At 73.9% G+C, this 14720-nt stretch carries 17 protein-coding genes; 8 read left to right on the top strand and 9 right to left on the bottom strand.

Going from position 1 to position 14720, the window contains the following annotated elements; genetic code table 11:
- Window positions 1-28: 28 nt before the first annotated feature.
- Together HDG69_RS00290 and HDG69_RS00285 are read right to left on the bottom strand one after the other, a co-directional pair.
- On the bottom strand, window positions 29-346 hold the full coding sequence (locus HDG69_RS00290; RefSeq protein WP_171781796.1) for a DUF4235 domain-containing protein: 318 nt from the start codon (window positions 344-346) through the stop codon (window positions 29-31).
- Window positions 347-401: 55 nt separating this feature from the next.
- Window positions 402-998: a TetR/AcrR family transcriptional regulator gene (locus tag HDG69_RS00285; protein WP_216645122.1), complete on the bottom strand. Its 597-nt coding sequence runs from the start codon at window positions 996-998 to the stop codon at window positions 402-404.
- A 120-nt stretch (window positions 999-1118) separates the two neighbouring features.
- Between HDG69_RS00285 and HDG69_RS00280 the strand changes: the two genes are divergently transcribed.
- Both HDG69_RS00280 and HDG69_RS00275 read left to right on the top strand, forming a co-directional pair.
- Window positions 1119-2063, top strand: a complete 945-nt coding sequence (locus tag HDG69_RS00280) for an alpha/beta hydrolase family protein (RefSeq protein ID WP_171781794.1) — start codon at window positions 1119-1121, stop codon at window positions 2061-2063.
- A 104-nt stretch (window positions 2064-2167) separates the two neighbouring features.
- Window positions 2168-4420 (top strand): SpoIIE family protein phosphatase, encoded by a 2253-nt coding sequence (locus HDG69_RS00275; protein ID WP_171781793.1) that lies wholly within the window; start codon window positions 2168-2170, stop codon window positions 4418-4420.
- Window positions 4421-4432: 12 nt separating this feature from the next.
- Here the strand turns inward: HDG69_RS00275 and HDG69_RS00270 are convergent, their stop codons facing one another.
- The 3 genes from HDG69_RS00270 to HDG69_RS00260 all read right to left on the bottom strand — a co-directional run bounded on the left by HDG69_RS00270 (window position 4433) and on the right by HDG69_RS00260 (window position 6346).
- On the bottom strand, window positions 4433-4846 hold the full coding sequence (locus HDG69_RS00270; protein WP_171781792.1) for an ATP-binding protein: 414 nt from the start codon (window positions 4844-4846) through the stop codon (window positions 4433-4435).
- A 62-nt stretch (window positions 4847-4908) separates the two neighbouring features.
- Window positions 4909-5223 carry an STAS domain-containing protein gene (locus HDG69_RS00265; RefSeq protein WP_171781791.1) on the bottom strand — a complete coding sequence of 105 codons (315 nt, stop codon included), beginning with the start codon at window positions 5221-5223 and terminating at the stop codon, window positions 4909-4911.
- Window positions 5224-5326: 103 nt separating this feature from the next.
- Window positions 5327-6346 (bottom strand): CobW family GTP-binding protein, encoded by a 1020-nt coding sequence (locus tag HDG69_RS00260; protein WP_171781790.1) that lies wholly within the window; start codon window positions 6344-6346, stop codon window positions 5327-5329.
- A 129-nt stretch (window positions 6347-6475) separates the two neighbouring features.
- On the opposite strand from HDG69_RS00260, the gene HDG69_RS00255 reads away from it, so the two are divergent.
- The gene (locus HDG69_RS00255) at window positions 6476-6808 is read left to right on the top strand and encodes an ArsR/SmtB family transcription factor (RefSeq protein WP_171781789.1); all 333 of its coding nucleotides are present in this window, start codon (window positions 6476-6478) and stop codon (window positions 6806-6808) included.
- The gene (locus tag HDG69_RS00250) at window positions 6805-7545 is read left to right on the top strand and encodes a cation efflux transmembrane domain-containing protein (protein WP_171781788.1); all 741 of its coding nucleotides are present in this window, start codon (window positions 6805-6807) and stop codon (window positions 7543-7545) included. Before HDG69_RS00255 ends, HDG69_RS00250 begins: the two co-directional genes overlap by 4 nt.
- A 49-nt stretch (window positions 7546-7594) precedes the next feature.
- Here HDG69_RS00250 and HDG69_RS00245 read toward each other — a convergent pair whose 3' ends face one another.
- Both HDG69_RS00245 and HDG69_RS00240 read right to left on the bottom strand, forming a co-directional pair.
- Window positions 7595-8227, bottom strand: coding sequence for a hypothetical protein (locus HDG69_RS00245; protein WP_171781787.1), 633 nt, complete (start codon window positions 8225-8227; stop codon window positions 7595-7597).
- A gap of 73 nt (window positions 8228-8300) precedes the next feature.
- On the bottom strand, window positions 8301-8858 hold the full coding sequence (locus HDG69_RS00240) for a TetR/AcrR family transcriptional regulator (protein WP_171781786.1): 558 nt from the start codon (window positions 8856-8858) through the stop codon (window positions 8301-8303).
- A gap of 97 nt (window positions 8859-8955) precedes the next feature.
- Here HDG69_RS00240 and HDG69_RS00235 point away from each other — a divergent pair, with 97 nt between their 5' ends.
- Window positions 8956-9366 carry a hypothetical protein gene (locus tag HDG69_RS00235; protein WP_171781785.1) on the top strand — a complete coding sequence of 137 codons (411 nt, stop codon included), beginning with the start codon at window positions 8956-8958 and terminating at the stop codon, window positions 9364-9366.
- Between the two features lie 42 nt (window positions 9367-9408).
- Complete coding sequence (locus HDG69_RS00230) at window positions 9409-10629, top strand: alkaline phosphatase family protein (RefSeq protein WP_171781784.1); 1221 nt, start codon at window positions 9409-9411, stop codon at window positions 10627-10629.
- Here the strand turns inward: HDG69_RS00230 and helR are convergent.
- A complete protein-coding gene (gene helR / locus HDG69_RS00225; protein WP_171781783.1) occupies window positions 10619-12910 on the bottom strand; it encodes an RNA polymerase recycling motor ATPase HelR in 2292 nt (763 codons plus the stop codon). The genes HDG69_RS00230 and helR overlap by 11 nt on opposite strands.
- Window positions 12911-13079: 169 nt before the next feature.
- Between helR and HDG69_RS00220 the strand changes: the two genes are divergently transcribed.
- Both HDG69_RS00220 and HDG69_RS00215 read left to right on the top strand, forming a co-directional pair.
- Window positions 13080-13868: an AraC family transcriptional regulator gene (locus tag HDG69_RS00220; RefSeq protein ID WP_171781782.1), complete on the top strand. Its 789-nt coding sequence runs from the start codon at window positions 13080-13082 to the stop codon at window positions 13866-13868.
- 46 nt (window positions 13869-13914) lie between these two features.
- Window positions 13915-14265 (top strand): VOC family protein, encoded by a 351-nt coding sequence (locus HDG69_RS00215; protein ID WP_171781781.1) that lies wholly within the window; start codon window positions 13915-13917, stop codon window positions 14263-14265.
- On the opposite strand, the gene HDG69_RS00210 is transcribed toward HDG69_RS00215, so the two are convergent.
- Window positions 14249-14704: an SRPBCC family protein gene (locus HDG69_RS00210; protein ID WP_171781780.1), complete on the bottom strand. Its 456-nt coding sequence runs from the start codon at window positions 14702-14704 to the stop codon at window positions 14249-14251. The genes HDG69_RS00215 and HDG69_RS00210 overlap by 17 nt on opposite strands.
- Between the last annotated feature and the right edge of the window lie 16 nt (window positions 14705-14720).

Genomic DNA, 14720 nt, shown 5'->3' with positions numbered 1-14720 from the left:
TGCCGCCACGGCCGGGGCGGGATGCGGCTCAGTCGCCCGGCCACTCCCCCGTCCAGCGCTGGAACATCCGGGCGCCTCCACGATCGATCAACGCCTTGACCAGGGAGAAGATCGCTCCCTGCAGCAGCGAGGCGAGCAGGATCTCCTTCAGGCCGTACTCGGACTCGAGCGGCTTGGGCGGGTCGTCCGGGTGGCCCGGTGCGACCCTCTTGTAGACCTGGCGGAACACCTGGCCCGCCACGACGCCGCCCACGATCGAGCTCACCAGGCCGAAGGGCCGGTAGAGGATCTTCGCGCTGGTGCTGCCCGCCGCCTCGCGACGGTCACGGTCGTTCTTCTGGCTCATCCTTCGACGCTAGGACGGGTCGCCCGAGCACGCAGCCGCACGGACGAGCGGGGCGTCACGACCTGCCGGTGAGCACGCCCGTGACGAGGAGCTGCACGAGGCCCACGGCCTCGTAGCGGGTGTCGGCCTCCGCGCCGATGCAGAGGTTGCCGATGCCCTTGAGCACGTTGTAGGCGTCGATCGGCGGAGCCGTGCCCGCCTCCGCGAACGCGGCGTCGAGGAGCGAGCCGCACACGGGGACCAGGCGGTCGACGAAGAAGGCGTGCAGGGCGTCGGACCCGGCGCTGTCTCCGCGCAGCACGTCGGCCAGCCCGTGCTTGGTGACCAGGAACTCCACGAACAGCTCCACCCAGGCCCGCAGAGCCTCCTCGGGCGTCGCGCACTGCGCGAGCAGCCGCGGCCCGGCCTCCGCGCAGGCCTCGACCTGGTGACGGTAGACCGCGACCACCAGCTCCGGACGCGTCGGGAAGTGCCGGTAGATCGTCCCCACGCCGACGCCGGCCCGCGCCGCGATCTCCCGCACCGGGGCGTCCACCCCGGACGAGACGAAGACCTCCGCCGCGGCGTCGAGCAGGGCCTGCCGACTCCGGCGTGGACGGCCCACCTGCGGGGACCGCGGCCCGGGCGGGCGCTGCCCCTGGGCTTCAGCCATGCGCTTCTCCTCGAGCTCCTCGGCACGTGCTTGCATTACGGAGCAGCGTTCCGTAATGTACCGGAACAGCGCTCCGATAACGAGTATCGCAGAGCGCCACCCCTCCCAGGAAGGAACGTCATGAGCTCATCGATCGTCGGCACGCTGGACGACGTCGTCGGGGCCGGCACCCCGGTCGTCTCCGTCGCTCCCGTCGGGCTGACCGCCCCCGGCCGACCGGTCCCGCTGGAGGTGCGCGTCTCGGCCCCGGTGACCGGCACGAACCTCCCCGTCGTGCTGTTCTCCCACGGCAACGGGTGGAACCTCGACGGGTACGCACCGCTCACGGCGTTCTGGGCCTCCCGCGGGTTCGTCGTCATCCAGCCCACGCACCTGGACTCACGCCGGAACGGCTTCGGGTTCGACCACCCGGTGTTCCCGACGATCTGGACCGAACGGATCGCGGACCTGACACGCACCCTCGACCAGCTCGACACCGTCGAGGCCGCCGTGCCGGGGCTCGCCGGCCGTGTCGACCGCAGCCGCGTCGCCGCCACCGGTCACTCCTGGGGCGGGCAGACCGCCCAGGCGCTCCTCGGCGCGCGGATCCTCGACGAGGCGGGTCGCGTCGGCGAGGACCTGTCCGACGGTCGCGTCGGCGCGGGCATCCTGTTCGCCGCCACCGGCGTGGCCGGCGACGACCTGCACCCGTTCGCGCAGGAGAACTTCCCCTTCATGCACCCCTCGTTCCAGGAGCTGACCACGCCGACGCTCGTGGTCGCGGGCGACCAGGACCAGTCCATGATGTCGAGCCGCGGACCCGACTGGTTCACGGACGCCTACCGGTTCAGCCCCGGGGCGACCGACCTCCTGACCCTCCACGGTGCCGAGCACGCGCTCGGCGGGATCGTCGGGTACGAGGTCGCCGAGACCACCGACGAGGACCCCGAGCGGGTGGCCGTCGTCCAGCGGCTGAGCACCGCGTACCTCCGCACCGCGCTGCACGTCGAGGGGAACAGCTGGCCCGCTGCTCGCGGGGCCTTCAACGCGAGCGCCGCACCGATCGGCCTCGTCGAGAGCAGGTAGCCCGAGGCCGGGCCCCGACAGCGAGCACGACGACGAGGACGGCGACTCGGTCACCATCACGCCCGTATCCTGCCCCTATCGTGCACACCAGACCGGGAGACGCTATGGCCGACAGCGCTTTCCTCGCCCCCGGGGAAGCCATCGACCTGGACAACTGCGCCCGCGAGCCCATCCACGTCCCGGGCAGTGTCCAGCCGCGGGGGGCCCTGCTGGCGCTGCGCACGGACGACGGCGTCGTCACCCAGTGCTCCGAGAGCACTCTCGCGGTCCTCGGCCGAGAGCCGCAGGCCGTCCTCGGCTCCACCCTCGCGGAGGTGCTCGGCGACGGCGCCGCCACGGCGGTGCTCACCCACGTGACACAGGTCGACGACCCCCGGCTGCGCAACCCCCTCGACCTCGAGGTCACCGTGCGTGGCGCCGTGGAACGCTTCGAGGCGGTGCTGCACCACGTCCCGGCCACAGCCGCCGACGCGCGCCCCCCGGTGCTGGTCGTCGAGCTCGAACCGTTCTCCAGCCACCCCCGACTGACCTATTCCAGCACCTTCGAGCCGGTCCGGGACGCCCTGACCGAGCTCGACCGCACCGCGTCGCTCGCGGAGCTGTACGACGTCGCGGTCCGACAGGTGCGCCGTCTGACCGGGTTCGACCGCGTGATGCTCTACCGCTTCGACGCCGAGGACAACGGCGAGGTGGTCTCCGAGGCGCGCCGCGACGACCTCAACCCGTTCCTCGGGCTGCACTACCCGGCGTCGGACATCCCGCCACAAGCGCGCGCCCTGTACGAGAAGAACTGGATACGGCTCATCTCGGACGTGGACTACGTGCCCGCCCCGATCGTGCCCACCGACGACCCGGTCACCGCGCAGCCCCTCGACCTCACCTACGGCACGCTGCGCAGCGTCTCGCCGATCCATGTCGAGTACCTGCAGAACATGGGTGTGCGCGCGTCGATGTCCATCTCCCTGCTGCGTGACGGGCGGCTGTGGGGCCTCGTCGCCTGCCACCACTACGCCGGCCCGCACGCGCCGTCGTACGCCGCCCGCGCCGCGGCGGAGTTCCTCGGATCGACGCTGTCCGGGCGGCTCGTGACGCAGGCCGAGGACGACCGCGCCTCGGCGTCGCGCCGGTCGGACGGCGTCCTCGCCCGCCTCGTCGCGCTGACGCGTGACGACGACGTCCCGCTCGCCGACGCCCTGACCGGTGAGCCCGGGCTGCTCGACCTGGTCCCGGCCGACGGCGCGTTCGTCGTCGCGGAAGGACGCGTGGGCCGTGAGGGGTCCGCCCCCGACGACGAGACGTGCGAACGCATCGCTCGCGCGCTCGCCGCGCAGGTCGACGAGGTCCTGGTCTCCCACCGGCTCGCCCGGGACGTCCCCGACGTGGCGGGCCTCGTGCCGGCCTCGGCGGGACTCCTGGCGCTCGTCGTGCCCGGTGGCAGCGTGACGGTCTGGCTGCGCGACGAGGTCGTGCGGAGCGTGGACTGGGGTGGAGACCCCCACAACAAGGCGATCGCGCACCGGGAGGGCGACTCCGTCCGGCTCTCCCCCCGCAAGTCGTTCGCACGGTGGCGGGAGGTCGTGCGCGGCACGAGCGAACCGTGGACGGACGACCAGGTCGACGTCGCCACCTCGCTGCGCTCCTACCTCGCCGAGGGGTTGCTGCTGCGCGGTCGTCGCGACATCCGGGCAGCCGCCACGCTGCAGCGGAGCCTGCTGCCGACGGAGCTGCCGCAGATCGACGGCTGGACGCTGGAGGCGCTGTACGAGCCGACCGGCGGCGGCCTGGCCGGCGGCGACTGGTACGACGCGCTGCCCCTGGACGGCGACCGGCTGGCGCTCGTCGTCGGCGACGTCTCCGGCCACGGCCTGACGGCAGCCGCCACGATGGGCCAGCTCCGCAACGCGCTGCGGGCCCTGATGCTCACCGGCAGCCCCGCCGTGCGTGCCGTCGGCCAGGTCGACCAGCTGGTGCGCGCCACCCTGCCGGGGCAGGTCGCCACGGTGGTCGTCGCCGTCGTCGACACGGCGTCGGGCGCGGTCGAGTACGTCACAGCGGGCCACCCGCCGCCCGTCGTCGTCGGGCCCGACGGCGCCTCGACGGTGCCGGTGCTGGGTGCGCCGCCGCTGGGGGTCGGCACCCGGGACGACCGCTCCGGGTCGGCGACCGTCGAGCGCGGCGGTGCCCTGGTGCTCTACAGCGACGGGCTGGTCGAGCGCCGCGACGAGTCGATCGTCGACTCGCTGGAGCGGCTGCGCGCCACCACCGGGCAGACCACCCGGGCCGCCCGCCTCCTGGAGCTGGTGCGGGACCCGGGCTCGGACGACGACGCGACCCTGCTGGTGCTGCGTCGCGACTGACGGCCCGGCCGGTCAGACGGCCAGGCCGGCCTGGTCCCGGGTGTGCACGCCGGAGCTCACGGTGAACCGGGCCCACACGTGCTTCGCGTTCTCGGTGCGGCACCACCCGACCTCGTCGGCGAGCCGTGCCGCGAGCAGGAGGCCGAAGCCACCCTGGCCCGTGGGACGGTCGGCGACCCGCTCGGGCACGCGGTCGGGGGCGCGGTCGACCACCTCGAGCAGGTACTCGCCGTCGCGCGCCGACAGCCGGACGATCGCCGGTCCGCCGGCGTAGCTCAGGGCGTTGGTCGCCAGCTCGCTGGCGACCAGGATCACGGACTCCGGGACGTCCTCGAGCCTCGCGCCCGGGCGCCCCGGCATCACGGAGCCGAGGTCGTCACGGAGCACGGCCAGCTCGTCGACCTCCAGCAGAGGCCAGGAACGCACCTCGCGGAAACCTCGGGGAGCTCGCGCCTGGGGAAGCGTCTGATCCACCAAGTTCGTCCTCCTCAGTTGTCGAGGACGAACATCGTATCGACCCCGCTGATCCTCAGCAGGTCGAGGACCTTGCCCGGCGCGTCGACGAGGCGCGGCGGGGTCGGCTTCGTCTCCGCCGCGGTGTAGAGAAGCCGCAGGCCCCCCGAGTCGATGAAGGTCACCTCGGCGAGGTCCACCGTGAGGGGCTCCTCGCCCGTCCGACGGAGGTGCTCGGCCAGGTCGGCCTGCACCCGCTTCTGCACGGCGCCGTCCACCTCGCCCCACATCGCCCAGTGGGCGCGGGACGGGTCGATACGCACGCCGCCATGAGTCAGTTGGTCGTTCACGATCACCTTCGCTGCCTGCTCGAGCGGTCGCGGCTGCTTCACGACCTGTCATATCTTGCCCGACGCGCGCAGCAGGTGCAGCATCGTGAGGTTCAGGGGTCGGTCAGCGGCTCAGCCGTCGGTGACGCTGCAGGCGGGAGAAGCCGCGGGCGTCAGGGACGTCACGTGTCGCCAGCGCATCCGCGACCTGCTCCCGGACGGCGGTGGTGTCCAGGTGCATGCCGATCGCGACGACACCCTCCCCGGCGGGCGGCGCCGCCGCGCTCGCGACGTGCACCGACCGCCCGACGACGTTCACCAGGTAGGTGCGCACGCCGCGGGTCGTGCGCACCGCGACGTGCCCCTTCATCCGGTAGACCCCCGGGGGCGGATCCTCCAGCAGGTCGACGAGCCGGCTCGGGCTGACCGGGCCCTGTGCCGGGACGCTGACGGCGTCGGCGTGCACATGGTGCTGCGTGCGCTCCTCGCGCAGCAGGGCAGCGAGCGGCAGCTGGTCGGGCGGGTCCTCGTCCAGGGCGGCGTCGTAGACCAGGTCGGGGTCGATCCGGCCGTGGTCCGTCGCCACCACGTGCGCCCGGGGGTTGCGCCCGCGCACCCGCTCGCCGATGCGGGCGAACGTGGCCTCCCGTTCGTCCGGTGCCAGCAGGTCGAGCTTGTTGACCACCACGAGGGACGCCGCCGCGTGCCGGACCGGCGGGTCCGCACCGGTGTCGACGGTCTCGAAGTGCTCGCCGGCGTCGATCACGTCGACCACTCCCCCGGGGCGCACGCGCTCGACGCCGCTGAAGCGGACGAGCCGGGCGAGGGTCACCGGGTCGGCGATCCCGCTCGCCTCGACGAGGACGACGTCGAGCCCGCGCCGCGGCGCGGTGAGGACCTCCAGCGCGTCGTCGAGGCCGCCGGCGTCCGGCAGGCAGCACAGGCAGCCGCCGGAGATCGCCGCCGGCTCGTCGATCTGACCGGTGACCAGCCCGGCGTCGACGTCGATGTCCCCGAAGTCGTTGACGACCACCCCGACGCGCGCGCCGGGCCGTGTCAGCAGGTGGTTGAGCAGGGTGGTCTTGCCGGCGCCCAGGTGTCCGGCGAGGACGACGACGGGCACCTTGCGGGGGTCGCTGCGCATCAGGTCCCTTCGTGGTCGGGTAGCACCCGCGCGGGGCCGGAATGAGAAGGATTCTCATCCTGCCACGCCGCGGCCCGGCCGTTGCGCGAACCCGGTCGACAGTACAGCGATTCGTGTATCGTCCGTCGCATGGAGACCGTCACCCTGTCGCACACCGCGGCCCTCGCACGGCTCGGCTACGCGCTGTCCGACGAGACCCGGACACGCATCCTGCTGACCCTCCGCGAAGCGCCCGCGTTCCCCTCGGACCTCGCCGACGCCCTCGGCGTCTCCCGGCAGGTGATGTCGAACCAGCTGTCATGCCTGCGCGGCTGCGGCCTGGTCACGGCCGTCCCGGAGGGGCGGCGTACCTGGTACCGGCTCGCCGACCCGCACCTCGCCCCCGCGCTCGACGACCTGCTGCGGCTGGTCGTCGACGTGGACCCCACCTGCTGCTCCGCCACGGGGTGCACCTGCTCATGACGACCGCCTCCCTCGGACCCCGCCCGCTGAGCCTCGCCCGGCGCGGCGTCCTGGAACGTCGGGTGCGCTGGATCGTCGCCGCCACGATCAGCTACAACCTCGTCGAGGCGGCCGTCGCCCTCACCGCGGGACGCATCGCCTCCTCGGCGGCGCTGGTCGGCTTCGGCCTCGACTCGCTCGTCGAGGTGCTGTCCGCCGCGGCGGTGGCCTGGCAGTTCGCCGCACCCGACCCGCGCGATCGGGAGCGCACCGCCGTCCGCCTCATCGCCGTGTCGTTCTTCGGGCTGGCCCTGTTCGTCACCGTCGACGCCCTGCGCACCCTCGCCGGCGCCTCGGAGCCACACCACTCCACCGTGGGGATCGTCCTCGCGGCGGTCAGCCTGGCGACCATGCCCATCCTGTCGTGGTTCGAGCGGCGAACGGGCCGTGAGCTGGGGTCGGCGACGGCCGTCGCCGACTCGAAGCAGACCCTGCTGTGCACCTATCTCTCCGCCGTGCTGCTCGTCGGCCTCGTCCTCAACTCGACCCTCGGCTGGACCTGGGCCGACCCGCTCGCCGCCCTCGTCATCGCCGCCGTCGCCGTGCGAGAGGGCCTCGAGGCATGGCGCGGCGACACGTGCTGCTCGCCGGTGCACGCCTTGCGGGGCGGCGACGGCGGTGCCGAGGCCGGCGCCGACCCTGTTGACGATGCGGACGGGTGCCGCGACGGCTGCTGCGGCCCGGCCCCGACGCCGTAGGTCGCGCACCGCGTCGTGGGCGGCGGGGTCGGACCCACCTGGACCCGCGTCACTCGTCGACGAGGCACATCTCGCCGAGCTCGCGCTGGAAGGCGGCGGAGTCGGAGGTGAGCCCGCTCTGCCAGAGGGAGCCATGGAACGCGACGTGGGCGTCGTGAGGGAGCCCGAGCGACCAGATCCGGACGTCGGCACCGCCGATGCCCTGGCGACCGGAGAGCACTTCCGACCCGTGGGGCATCGGCCCGTCCTCGGGGAACGGTTCCACGATCCACATCACGATCTCCTCCCCCGCCGGCACGACGGCCCGGTCGGTCGTCCCGTCGGGCGGGGGCACCACGCCGTCGACGGACGGGAACATCGCCAGCTCGTCATAGATCGCTCCGAACCGGAACACGTCGGGTCGGTCGCTGACGACCTCGACGGGCCACGGCGACGAGTTCCGGACGGTCTGCACGGCGACGACGTCCTCGTCGGCCGCGTACAGGGCCCAGACGTCCTCGTCGGGGTACGCACATTCATCGCGATACCCGGGCGACCAGCTGGACGACCCCGTCTCCACGACGCCCTGCGAGGAGACCGCCCACCACACCCCGACGAGCACGACCACGCCGGCACCCACGCCCGCGATCCGCGCCGTCCGGCGTCGGAACCGCCACCTCACCTCGACCCCGTCGTCCGTCACGTGCGTGAACCTAGCGCAGCCGGCGCACGGCTGCCTGAGCCGCTGACCCCCCGAGCCGCCCCGGAGGGCGGCCTCAGCCCTCGATGATCGAGCGGCTCGCCCGCAGCGCGGCCGTGAAGGCGTCGTCGCCGGCGGCGCCGGGCAGGAAGCCGCCCAGCTCCAGCATGACGAGGCCGTGCACGTAGGCCCAGAGCCGCCCCGCCCGGACCTCGGCCTCCTCGGGGGCCGACCCCGTGGCGCGCGCGACGCCCGCCACGAGGACCTGGAAGGTGGGTTCGGCCGGCCGTGCGCCCTCGGGACGCGCGCCGAACATCACCCGGTAGTAGTGCGGGTTCTCCCGGGCGTTGGCCCGGTAGGCCTGCCCCAGGGTGAGGAGGTCGGCCGCCGGGTCGTCGGTGCGGCGGACGGCGGCCAGATGGGCGGCGAACCGGCGGAAGCCCTCGTCGACCACCGCCTGGACGAGCTCGTCCCGACCGCCGAACAGCGCGTAGACGGCGGCCGTGGTGGTGCCCGCCGCCGTCGCGACGGAACGCAGCGACAGCCCGGCGGCGCCGCGCTCGGCCACGGCGGCGGACGCAGCCTCCAGCAGACGTCGGCGAACGGCCTCGTCGTGAACTCTCGGTCGGGGCATGTCGGCATCGTAAGGCCTTGCGCGCAGTTTCCTCACACTGTTAGATAACAGTGTTAGAAAACAACCGCAGACGACCTTCCCGCCACCGGAGGCACCCGTGCTCGAACTGTCCGATCCCGCCCGTCTCACCGCAGGCATCGTCCTGCTCGCCACCATCGCCGTCGCCAGCGGCGGCTTGTTCCTCACCAAGGTCGCCAGCGGCACCGTCCCCGTCACTCCGTTCCAGCAGGCGTTCTTCCGTGCCGGCCACGCCCACGCCGGGGTGCTGATCATCCTCGGCCTGGTCTGCCTGCTGCTCACCGAGGCGTCCTCGCTGACCGGCGGCTGGCAGTGGCTCTCCCGGTCCGGGGTGCTGGTCGCGGCGATCCTCATGCCGGCCGGATTCTTCCTGTCCGCCGTCGGCGCCGGCCGCACCCGACCCAACCGGTTCGTCGTGCTGCTCTGGGGCGGGGCGGCGTTCCTGGTCGCCGGGCTGGCCGCCTGCGGCATCGGGCTGCTCACCGCCTGAGCCGCCGTGCCGGCGAGCGCCGCTGCGGCGACCATGGACAGCATGCCGCCCGACGCCGCACCCCCGGCCGACCACGTCGTCCTCGTGGCGCTCGACGGGTTCGACGCCGGCTACCTCCGCCTGCTCGAGGACCTGCCGACCCCGCACCTGGACGCTCTCGCGCGCCGCGGCAGCCTGACCACGGGCACCGGGGTGCTGCCGAGCATCACCAACCCCTCGTGGACCTCGATCGCCACCGGCGCCTGGCCCGCGCAGCACCGCAACACGGCGTTCTGGTACGACCCGTCGACCCGCACCGCGCAGGGCCAGCGGCGCGAGATCGCCGTGCCCACCCTCGCCGAGGCCGTCCGGCAGCAGGGCGGCATCGTCTTCTCGGCCCAGTGGTCGGTGCTGCAGGACCACGGGGTCTCCTTCGGGGACCCCGACGGCCTGTACACCCAACCAGGTGGCGACTGCTCACGACGGGTGGACGACGCGGTCGCCGTGCTGCGCGGCGAGCCCGTGGTCAGCGCTGGCCGCCCCGTCGCGACCAGCCGCCTGCCCCGACTGCTCGCCGTGTACTGCGACACCCTCGACGCGCTCGGGCACGCCGGGGGCGACCGGCACCCCGGCATCCCCGCCGCCCTGCAGGAGATCGACACCCAGGTGGGCCGCCTCGTCGACGCGGTCGCGGGGGCCGGGATCACCGACCGCACCGCCTTCGTCCTGCTCGGCGACCACGGCATGACGACCTTCGACCGCGGCTGCGGCCGCGCCGTCCGTCGGGCGATCGCCCGCGCCGGCTACCGGGCAGAGATGCTGCGTCCGGGCGATTCGCCCGGCCGGCGCACCGACGTGGTGGTGGTCGTCGGAGGAGTGGCGAGCCTGCACCTGGTGGGACGGGCGGCCGGCGACCCCCGGGCCCTCGGGGCGGTCCGGCGGGCGATCGAGGCCCTTCCCCAGGTCCGCGTCGTCCACGGCAAGGAGGAGCAGGCCGCGAGGCACATGAGCCCGCTGCTCGGCGAGCTCGTCGCCGAGCCCGAGCCCGGCTGGTCCTTCGGCCGGGCACCCCGCCGCCCGGCCGGTCGGCACGGAGCGTCCACCGAGCTCGAGGTCGCCTTCCTCCTGGCGGGTGCCGGCGTCGCTCCGGGCCGTCCGCCGTCGGGCCCCCGGCACGTCGACGTCGCGCCGACCATCGCCGCGCTGCTCGGCATCGACCCGCCGGCCGGCTGCCAGGGGCGCGTGCTCACCGAGGCCCTGGCAGTCGGCGGCCTCAGCCCGTGAGCACCACGAGCCGCTGCGTCGCGCGGGTCATCGCGACGTAGCGGTCCACGGCCCCTTCGATCCCGTCGCCGAACCGCTGCGGCTCCACGAGCACCACCAGGTCGAACTCGAGGCCCTTGACCAGCTCGGGGTCCAGCACCCGCACCCGGTCCCGCGGGGCGACGTCCGGCGCGCCGACCACGCAGGCCGTGCCGAGGTGCTCGGCGAGCCAGCCGTCCAGCACTCGGTCGAGCTCCGCCGTCGTCCCGTGCCGCACCGGTCCTGCGGAGCGCACCGAGGTCGGCACGTTCGCGTCGGGGATCGCGGCCCGGATCACCGGCTCGGCCTCGGCCATCACCTCGCGGGGCGTGCGGTAGTTGATCGTCAGCGAGGCGACGTCGACACGGTTCAGGCCGACCCGTCCCAGGCGGTGCGTCCACGACTCGGTGAAGCCGTGCCGGGCCTGCGCCCGGTCCCCCACCACCGTCAGGCTCCGCGACGGACAGCGGGCCAGCAGCATCTGCCACTGCGCGTCGGTCAGCTCCTGCGCCTCGTCGACCACCACGTGCGCGAACGGCCCGGCCAGGGCGTCCGGCTCGGCGGCCGGCACCGCCGAGGTGTCCACGAGCGCCGCCCGCAGGTCCTGGCCGCGCAGCATGGACATCACGCCCAGGTCGGAGTCGTCGGTGGCGATCAGGTCGTCGACCACGTCGGCCATCCGCGCCCGCTCGGTCGCGGCGGCGGCCGCCTGCCGCCGACGACGGCGGGCCGCGTCCGGGTCCCCGACGCGGCGGTACGCGGTGTCCAGCAGCGGCAGGTCGGCCTCGGTCCAGGCCCGCGGGTCGGTGCGCTGCAGCGCCGCCACCTCCCCGGGGGCCAACCACGGCGCGCACAGGCGCAGGTAGGCGGGGACCTCCCACAGGTCGGCGACCACGTCCGCCGGCTCCAGCAGCGGCCAGGCCCGGTCGAACGCCCGCCGCAGCTCGCGGCTCCCCGCGAGCGCCTCGCGCGAGGCGGCGTCCGGGTCGACGGCGGCGCGCCCGTAGGCGTCGAACTCGTCCTCGCGACCGTCCTCGTCCCAGGCTCCGCCGTGCTCGTCGGCCCCGTCCAGCGCGTCCGGCCCGTCGAGCTCACCGGGCGCCTCGAGCTCGTCGCGCAGCTTGTCGACGCCGATCCGCAGCAGCGCCTCCCACACCTGGTCCCGCGCGTCGTTGTGCGGGGTGCCGGGCTCGGCCGCGCCGAACGCCTCGGCCCAGTCGTCGGCGCCGATCCACACGTCCGCCGAGGGCGTCTCGACGAGCAGCCCCTCGGTCGGCGGCTGCTCGGAGATCCGCACGGCGGGCTCGATCGCACCGACCAGGCGGGCATCGGCCTTCAGGTGCGCCACCTGCGGGTCCGGCTCGGGAGCCGCGGTCGCGCCCTCCGGGACGAGGTCCGCCAGGACGCAGGTCTGCACACCCTCCTCCCCGAGGCTCGGCAGGACGTCGGAGACATAGGCCAGGTACGGCCGGTGCGGACCGACGAACAGCACGCCCCCACGGCGGTGGCCCAGGCGCGGGTCGGAGTACAGCAGGTACGCCGTGCGGTGCAGGGCGACGACCGTCTTGCCGGTGCCCGGACCGCCGTCGACCACCAGGGTGCCCTGCGACCCGGCGCGGATGATGGCGTCCTGGTCGGCCTGGATGGTGCCGAGGACGTCTCGCACCCGGTCCGAGCGCTCGGCGCCGAGGCTCGCGACGAAGGCGGACTGGTCGTCGAGGGCCGGGTGCTGGTCCAGCCCGTCGGTCCCGTGGGCGCCCCGCAGCGCGTCGGTGACGAAGACCTCGTCCCAGTAGTCGCTCACCCGCCCGTCGGACCAGTGGAAGCGGCGGCGGCTCGCCAGGCCCATGGGGTCGGCGTGCGTCGCCCCGAAGAACGGCTCGGCGGCGGGCGAGCGCCAGTCGACGAGCAGGCGCGCGCCGTCGCCGTCGGTCAGGCCGAGCCTGCCCACGTAGACGGGCTCACCGCCGTCGGCCGGGACCATGCGGCCGAGGCAGAGGTCCAGGCCGAAGCGTCGCAGGGTGCGCAGGCGCGCGGTGAGCCGGTGGACCTCCTGGTCGCGGTCGAGGGCCGCCTGGCCGGAACCGGCCGGGGCACGACGGGCGACGTCGAGACGTGCGGTGAGGTCCGCCGTCGACGCCGCGATGCTGGCGGCGATCGCGGCGAAGTGCCGCTCGTCGGCGGCGATCAGGGCGTCGTCGGACTTGGCGGCACGGGAGACGGGCAGGGCGAAGGCGCTCGAGGAACGGGAGGTCACGGGCATCAGCTCCGGTCGCGAGGCCCCGGGGCGGCAGGGGCGGAGACTCGAGATTCTGCGCCTCGCAGGGGGTCTTGCCGCAAGACCCCCCGTGCGCTATACCTTGGAAAGGGCAGCCGGTGCACGGTCTCCGGCGGCCGCGCTGTCGCAGGCCCGGCCCGGACAGGAGCCCGCGTTGGACTACCGTCGCCACGCCCCGGCGTCGCGCTTCACGGGACTCGTCGAGCACTACTGGTCGGTGGTCTCCCCCGCACCTCCAGAGCCGCTGCGTGCCGTGCTCGTGCCGAACGGGCGCGGCACCGTCCAGTTCTGCCTGGGCCGTCCGGGGCGCCGCTTCTCCGCGGACGGGCCCGACCGGGAGAACGCGGACGTCTACCTCCCGACCGGCACCGCGCCGATGGTCATCGCGCAGGAGGGGCCCTCCCACTACGTCGGCATCCAGTTCACGCCCTGGGGAGGCCGCGCACTGTTCCCCCGGGCTCCGGACCAGCCGGCGCAGGTGGTCGACGCGATCGGACCGTTGCCCGGCAAGGGATCCCTCGCCGAGGATCCTGCCCCTGAGCTCGACCGCTGGCTCGACGGGTTCCTTCCCGGGCGGCGGACCGCCTCGCACGAGCTCCTCGCGCAGGCGACGGCTCGGATCGACGCCGCGCCGTCCGCCGTCGACGTCGGTTCGCTGTCCGCCGAGCTCGCCGTCGCCCCCTCGACCCTCTACCGGGCGTTCCGTCGCGGGATCGGGCTGTCCCCGAAGCAGTACCTCCAGGTCATGCGGCACCGAGCCTTCACCGACGCGCTGCTCGCGGAGGCGGGTGGCCTGCCGACGGCCCTGCTCGCGGCGCTGGCCGGGTACGCCGACCAGTCGCACGCCTCGCGCGACTTCACCCGCTTCACAGGGATGACGGCGACGACGTTCCGCGACACCTACGACGGCATCGCCCGTCTCATGGCACGGTCCGCAGGCTGACCGATTCCTTCAAGCCCGGCACCCCCGGCGTCCCTAGCGTGGGGGCATGGGAACAATCATCCACGTCGAGCTGACCAGCACCTCCCCCGAGAAGACCGCGGACTTCTACGCCCGTGCCTTCGGCTGGGAGTCCACCGCCTCTCCCCACGTCCCGGACTACCTCGTCGCCCGCACCGGGGACGGCAGCGGCGTCGACGCCGCCGTCATGAGCAGCCGGTACCAGTCGCAGAGCACCATCGTCTGGATCGAGGTACCCGACATCGACGCCGCGGTCGCGTCCGTCGAGACGGCCGGCGGAGCCTCGGCAGGCGAGATCCTCGACCTGCCCGGTGAAGGGCGGGTCGGGTACGTCAAGGATCCCCACGGCGTCGTCATCGGTCTCAAGCAGCCCCGATGACCTCGAGACGCTCCAGCGTCCGGCGCAACCGCCGGAGGTCCTGACGCTCGGTGCGCGTGATCACGACGCTCACCAGCGGACGCAGGAGACGGTCGCTCCCGGAGAGGGTGACCACCTTGACGACGTCGACCCGGCACGATCCCGCCGCTGTCGGCGTCACCGTCCGGCTGCCCTCGGCCGTGCCGTCGGCGACCCGCCAGCGGAACGAACGGCCCGGGCGCACGTCGGAGACCTCGACCGCGCTCTCGACGGTCCGGCCGAGCACGCGCAGGGTCTCGGTGACCCGGGCGCCGTCGTGCACCGGTCCCGCCGGCTCCTGGGTCATCTGCTCCAGGCCCGCGCGCCAGGCGAGGTCGTTCGCGTAGACGCTGAGGTACTCCCACGCGACGGCCGCAGGCACGCCCACGTCGATCGAGGTGTGGACGCGGACAGGTTTCATCAGAGCAGCCTCCCAA

It is taken from the genome of Isoptericola halotolerans (assembly GCF_013149785.1).
GTDB lineage: Bacteria > Actinomycetota > Actinomycetes > Actinomycetales > Cellulomonadaceae > Isoptericola > Isoptericola halotolerans.
Note: the sequence above shows the minus strand (reverse complement) of the source record. Positions and strands in the feature narration are given on the sequence as shown.

What these genes read in the sequence shown, in the direction of transcription:
- HDG69_RS00240 (WP_171781786.1), bottom strand. Translation starts at nt 8,858, where the DNA reads ATGCCCCGACCGAGAGTTCACGACGAGGCCGTTCGCCGACGTCTGCTG.
- HDG69_RS00280 (WP_171781794.1), top strand. Translation starts at nt 1,119, where the DNA reads ATGAGCTCATCGATCGTCGGCACGCTGGACGACGTCGTCGGGGCCGGC.
- HDG69_RS00210 (WP_171781780.1), bottom strand. Translation starts at nt 14,704, where the DNA reads ATGAAACCTGTCCGCGTCCACACCTCGATCGACGTGGGCGTGCCTGCG.
- helR (WP_171781783.1), bottom strand. Translation starts at nt 12,910, where the DNA reads ATGCCCGTGACCTCCCGTTCCTCGAGCGCCTTCGCCCTGCCCGTCTCC.
- HDG69_RS00215 (WP_171781781.1), top strand. Translation starts at nt 13,915, where the DNA reads ATGGGAACAATCATCCACGTCGAGCTGACCAGCACCTCCCCCGAGAAG.
- HDG69_RS00290 (WP_171781796.1), bottom strand. Translation starts at nt 346, where the DNA reads ATGAGCCAGAAGAACGACCGTGACCGTCGCGAGGCGGCGGGCAGCACC.
- HDG69_RS00285 (WP_216645122.1), bottom strand. Translation starts at nt 998, where the DNA reads ATGGCTGAAGCCCAGGGGCAGCGCCCGCCCGGGCCGCGGTCCCCGCAG.
- HDG69_RS00250 (WP_171781788.1), top strand. Translation starts at nt 6,805, where the DNA reads ATGACGACCGCCTCCCTCGGACCCCGCCCGCTGAGCCTCGCCCGGCGC.
- HDG69_RS00275 (WP_171781793.1), top strand. Translation starts at nt 2,168, where the DNA reads ATGGCCGACAGCGCTTTCCTCGCCCCCGGGGAAGCCATCGACCTGGAC.
- HDG69_RS00260 (WP_171781790.1), bottom strand. Translation starts at nt 6,346, where the DNA reads ATGCGCAGCGACCCCCGCAAGGTGCCCGTCGTCGTCCTCGCCGGACAC.
- HDG69_RS00230 (WP_171781784.1), top strand. Translation starts at nt 9,409, where the DNA reads ATGCCGCCCGACGCCGCACCCCCGGCCGACCACGTCGTCCTCGTGGCG.
- HDG69_RS00255 (WP_171781789.1), top strand. Translation starts at nt 6,476, where the DNA reads ATGGAGACCGTCACCCTGTCGCACACCGCGGCCCTCGCACGGCTCGGC.